At 67.5% G+C, this 3,346-nt stretch carries 6 protein-coding genes; 3 read left to right on the top strand and 3 right to left on the bottom strand.

The annotated features are described in order from the left end of the window. Positions 1–429 (top strand): oligopeptide/dipeptide ABC transporter ATP-binding protein (locus ACWDEX_RS37095; RefSeq protein ID WP_450469084.1); only part of this gene is annotated, 429 nt, incomplete at its 5' end. 152 nt (positions 430–581) lie between these two features. Here the strand turns inward: ACWDEX_RS37095 and ACWDEX_RS37090 are convergent. Next, positions 582–983, bottom strand: coding sequence for an ATP-binding protein (locus tag ACWDEX_RS37090; protein ID WP_450469082.1), 402 nt, complete (start codon positions 981–983; stop codon positions 582–584). Between the two features lie 203 nt (positions 984–1,186). Between ACWDEX_RS37090 and ACWDEX_RS37085 the strand changes: the two genes are divergently transcribed. Further along, a complete protein-coding gene (locus tag ACWDEX_RS37085; RefSeq protein ID WP_450469081.1) occupies positions 1,187–2,038 on the top strand; it encodes a helix-turn-helix domain-containing protein in 852 nt (283 codons plus the stop codon). Positions 2,039–2,046: 8 nt separating this feature from the next. After that, positions 2,047–2,247: a DUF397 domain-containing protein gene (locus tag ACWDEX_RS37080; protein ID WP_450469079.1), complete on the top strand. Its 201-nt coding sequence runs from the start codon at positions 2,047–2,049 to the stop codon at positions 2,245–2,247. A 49-nt stretch (positions 2,248–2,296) separates the two neighbouring features. On the opposite strand, the gene ACWDEX_RS37075 is transcribed toward ACWDEX_RS37080, so the two are convergent. Next, complete coding sequence (locus tag ACWDEX_RS37075; RefSeq protein WP_450469077.1) at positions 2,297–2,800, bottom strand: DinB family protein; 504 nt, start codon at positions 2,798–2,800, stop codon at positions 2,297–2,299. An 87-nt stretch (positions 2,801–2,887) separates the two neighbouring features. After that, on the bottom strand, positions 2,888–3,346 hold a 459-nt coding region (locus ACWDEX_RS37070), incomplete at its 5' end, for an oligopeptide/dipeptide ABC transporter ATP-binding protein (protein WP_450469075.1).

The raw sequence follows: 3,346 nt of genomic DNA, 5'->3' as shown, positions 1-3,346 counted from the left end.
CGGGAACTGGGCATCGCCTTCGTCTTCATCGCCCACGACCTGGCGATCGTCCGGCACTTCTCGCAGCGCGTCGCCGTGATGTACCTCGGCAAGATCGTGGAGATCGCCGACCGCGAGGACCTGTACGGCAACCCGCGCCACCCGTACACGCGCGCCCTGCTCTCCGCGGTGCCCGAGGCGACGGTGGACGACACGCCGCGCGAGCGGATCCGCCTCGAAGGCGACGTGCCGTCCCCGATCTCGCCCCCGTCGGGCTGCCGCTTCCGTACCCGCTGCTGGAAGGCGACGGAGAAGTGCGCGTCGGAGGCGCCGCCGCTGGTGCAGGTGGAGGGCAACAAGCCGGGCCACCTGACGGCGTGCCACTACCCCGAGACGCAGGAGACGGTTCCGGCTCCGCGTCTGGCCAAGGACCCCGAGGCAGCGGTCTGACACACACCCCTTTCCGTCAGCCGCGGCCGCCGGAGCCCGACCTTCACCGGCCCATTGACCCGAGCCCGAACGTCCGGTTCCCGGGGACGAAGGCCCGTGCCGCTCTGTGGCACGGGCCTTCGCCGTCCCCGGGGGCGGGCGGCGTGAAAGGGTCACGCCCCCAGCTCGCACCACACATACTTCCCTCGGTCCCCGAAGCGGGCCGACGGCTCCCACCCCCACACGTCCGCGCAGGCCCCCACCAGTCCCAAACCCCGCCCCTCCTCCGACTCCGACGCCTGCTCCAACGGCCGTGGCGGCTCTGGTGGCGCCGGGTCGGTGTCCCACGCCCCGATCCACACCACACCCTGCGGAGTACGCCGGACCCTGAGTGCGGCCGGCCCTTTCGTATGCCGTACGGCGTTCGACACCAGCTCCGCAGCGAGCAGCTCCGCCGTGTCCACCATGCCGATCAGGCCGTGCAGGGTCAGGATCAGGCGCAGGGTGCGGCGGCAGACGGTCACTGCTCTCAGGTCATTGGGGATGTAGAGCGTGTAGTCCCAGGTTTCAGGCATGCCTCATCAACTCCGTTGAGGTGAGGGGGGTTTCGCGCGCGGTGGCATTGCCGCAGCCGTCTTGGTGGGGCGGAACGGTGCGCTTCCGCTGTGTGTGCGTTACGTCACCGACCGTAGGGCTTATTGTTAATGCGCCGCAAGCCGGTCGCGTAATCTGACGCCCGAACGAGTTGAGCTCACCGACGCGTTGAGAGGATCAGCCGATGCCATTGAGGTCTGAGCCAACGGCACGTCAGATGCGCCTGGCCATCGAGTTGCGCAGGCTCCGTGACGCGGCAGGGCTCACTGCACGGGAAGCGGCGACACTGCTCGGAGTAAGCCCTCCGCACATCAGCCAGATCGAGTCCGGCCTCACGGGCGTGAGCGAGAACCGGCTGCGCCGCCTCGCCTCCAACTACTCTTGCGCGGATCGAGAGTTCATCGATGCCCTGGCGGTCATGGCCACCGACCGGACACGAGGCTGGTGGGAGGAATACCGGGAGTTACTGCCGACCCCCTTCCTGGACCTTGCGGAGCTTGAACACCACTCGACCTACCGACGTGACGTGGAGTTCCTGTTCATCCCGGGCCTTCTCCAGACAGAGGACTACGCCAGGGCTGCGTTCTCCTCCAGGGTTCCCGAACTCCCAGAAGAGGAGCTGGAGCTACGGGTGCGGCACCGCATGCAACGCAAGGTCTTCCTAGCCAGGACCGACTTCGTCCCCTACGAAGCGGTCGTCCACGAGGCAGCACTCCGCATCAGGGTCGGCGATCGTGCCACCGCACGGGCCCAGCTCACCAGTGTCCTGGAGATCTCGGAAGCGGACCACATCACCGTGCGCGTCATCCCCTTCGACCACGACGGTTTCGGGGCTGCTTGGAGTCCCATGATGCTCGCGGGAGGCGCTGTACCCAGGTTGGACACGGCCGCCCGTGACGTGCTCAACGGCACCGGCTTCATCGACTCCGAAGCTCAACTCTGCGTATTGCGAACGCTCTTCCATAGAGTAGAGGCAGCTTCACTCGACCCCACCCGTTCGCGTGACTTCATCCACCGACTGGCCAAGGAACTGTGAGACCTACCGTGACCACTGCTGACACCTGGCGGAAGTCGTCCTACTCCGGCGGAAATGACGGCAACAACTGCGTCGAGATCGCGCCCCACCCCACCCGCATAGCCATCCGCGACTCCAAGAACCCAGCCCACGGCACCCTCACCTTCCCTTCCACAGGCTTCGCCCTCTTCATCGGGTCACTGAAGGAAGCCCCTCAGGCGAGAGGTTGAAACAAAGGCCCGTGCCCACCAGGGCACGGGCCTTGGGCAAGGCGCGGCTTCAGTTGCCCCGCGTACCGTCGATCAGTTCGCGCAGGATGTCCAGGTGACCGTTGTGGCGGGCCGTCTCCTCGATCAGGTGGTGGAGGATCCAGCGCAGGTCGACATGACGGCCCGAGCCCCCCACGCGCTTCGCCTTGGTGTCCAGGTCGTTGGCCGCGACCAACTCCCGGTAGCGGGCGCTCTGTTCGTCGTACTCGTCCAGAAGCTCGGAGATCGGGCGGTCGACCGCGATCCGCATCTCGCGGTCGGGGTCCTCATCCGTCCACGGTCCCTCGTCCTCCTCTCCGAGGAACACCACCTGGAACCAGAAGTACTCGACCCAGCGGAGGTGGCTGATCAGGCCGCACAGGGTCATCAGCGGGGACCCGGGGAGCGGCGCCGTGACCGCGCCCTCGGCCGAGACGCCCTCGCATTTGGCGCGGGCGGTGGCGCGCGTGTAGTCGAGGAAGGTGGTCAGCTGTGTGCGCTCGTCCCAAGCGGGAGGCGTGTCAGTTCGAGTCATTGCGGGAGATCATCCTGGGTGCCTCGCCGGAAGTCGAACGATTATCGTGGCGCGGGCCATAGGCCGGTCCGTCGGCGGCCCGCGTCGTCACTCCTCGCCCTCCTCCAGCGCCACCAGCGCCGGATCCAGCACGATGTCCTCGTCCCGCGCCTCGATGGTCGGCTCCTCCGGGAAGTGGCAGGCCGTCAGGTGGTCGGGCCGGTTCCCGGAGATCCGCACCAGCGGTGGCTCCTCGGTGGCGCACTTGTCCTGGGCCTTCCAGCAGCGGGTGCGGAAGCGGCAGCCCGACGGGGGCGAGATCGGGGAGGGCACATCGCCGGCGAGGCGGATCCGCTCGCGCTGGGTCTCATCGCCGACGTCCAGGTTCACCTCGGGTACGGCGGACAGCAGCGCGTGCGTGTAGGGGTGGCGTGGGCGCGTGTAGATGGAGTCCCGGTCACCGACCTCGATGATCTTGCCGAGGTACATCACGGCGACGCGCTGCGAGAAGTGCCGCACGACGGCGAGGTCGTGGGCGATGAACAGGAACGCGATGCCCAGTTCCTT

Source organism: Streptomyces sp. NPDC001020 (assembly GCF_053599115.1).
The sequence above is the reverse complement of the archived record's forward strand: the minus strand, read 5'-3'. Positions and strand labels throughout refer to the sequence as shown.

Coding starts and splice junctions, on each gene's coding strand:
- ACWDEX_RS37075 (WP_450469077.1), bottom strand. CDS start 2,800: ATGACTCGAACTGACACGCCTCCCGCTTGGGACGAGCGCACACAGCTG.
- ACWDEX_RS37090 (WP_450469082.1), bottom strand. CDS start 983: ATGCCTGAAACCTGGGACTACACGCTCTACATCCCCAATGACCTGAGA.
- ACWDEX_RS37085 (WP_450469081.1), top strand. CDS start 1,187: ATGCCATTGAGGTCTGAGCCAACGGCACGTCAGATGCGCCTGGCCATC.